This is a genomic window from Cyclobacterium qasimii M12-11B, from assembly GCF_000427295.1.
GTDB lineage: Bacteria > Bacteroidota > Bacteroidia > Cytophagales > Cyclobacteriaceae > Cyclobacterium > Cyclobacterium qasimii.
Map to the genome: position 1 here is coordinate 1 of NZ_ATNM01000085.1, position 942 is coordinate 942.

A 942-nucleotide genomic window follows, 5' to 3' on the forward strand; every position below is an offset into this window, starting at 1 on the left:
GGCCAGCAGCATCTGGTGGCTGAAGATAAAATTATTGGCAGAATGGTCCAGGCAAAATATTTGTCATCCATGATTTTGTACGGGCCGCCCGGAATTGGAAAAACATCAATCGCAACAGCAATCGCCGGTTCAACAAGTATTGCTTTTCGAAAGCTGAATGCTGTCATTAACAATAAAAAAGATATGGAAATCGTAGCTCAGGAAGCCAAGATGTCCGGCCAAGTGATTTTGATTCTGGATGAAGTCCACAGGCTGGATAAAGGAAAACAGGATTTTCTATTACCCTATTTAGAAAACGGAATGATCATTTTGATCGGAGCAACGACGGCTAACCCGTATCATGCCATTAATCCGGCGATCAGAAGCCGGACCCAGATTTTTGAGCTTGAACCGTTAACACCTGATCTGATTAAACAGGCACTGGAACGTGCGCTCCATGATGAGCATCGGGCCTTGGCACCTATTCTGTATCCATTGATGATCAGGCGATGGAGCATTTTGCCCACGGATGCGGAGGAGATGTCCGCTCCGCTTTAAATGCGCTTGAGCTTGCCGTGTTGTCAACGAAGGAGTCAGCAGACGGTGAAATTCACATTACATTAGAAACCGCGGAAGAATGCTTGCAGAAAAAAAGCTTTTCTCACGATAAAGATGGTGACGCGCATTATGATGTACTGTCCGCTTTTCAAAAATCGATCCGCGGCTCTGATGCCAACGCTGCTCTTCACTATTTGGCTAGATTAATTGAAGCCGGTGATCTGGAGAGCATCGCAAGACGATTGCTTGTTATCGCCTATGAAGATATCGGTTTAGCAAGCCCGCAAGCCGGTCCTAGAGTGCTGAACGCTATTCAGACCGCTGAGCGAGTCGGGTTTCCTGAAGCGCGAATCCCGCTGGCCAACGCAGTTATTGAGCTTTGCCTCTCACCGAAATCAAACTCTG

Annotated in this window: 2 protein-coding genes; both read left to right on the forward strand. The window is 47.1% G+C overall.

Annotated elements, in window-relative coordinates; genetic code table 11:
- On the forward strand, positions 1-537 hold a 537-nt coding region (locus tag ADICYQ_RS31180), incomplete at its 5' end, for an AAA family ATPase (protein ID WP_235114505.1).
- On the forward strand, positions 489-942 hold a 454-nt coding region (locus ADICYQ_RS31185; RefSeq protein ID WP_498366127.1), incomplete at its 3' end, for an AAA family ATPase. The genes ADICYQ_RS31180 and ADICYQ_RS31185, both read left to right, overlap by 49 nt.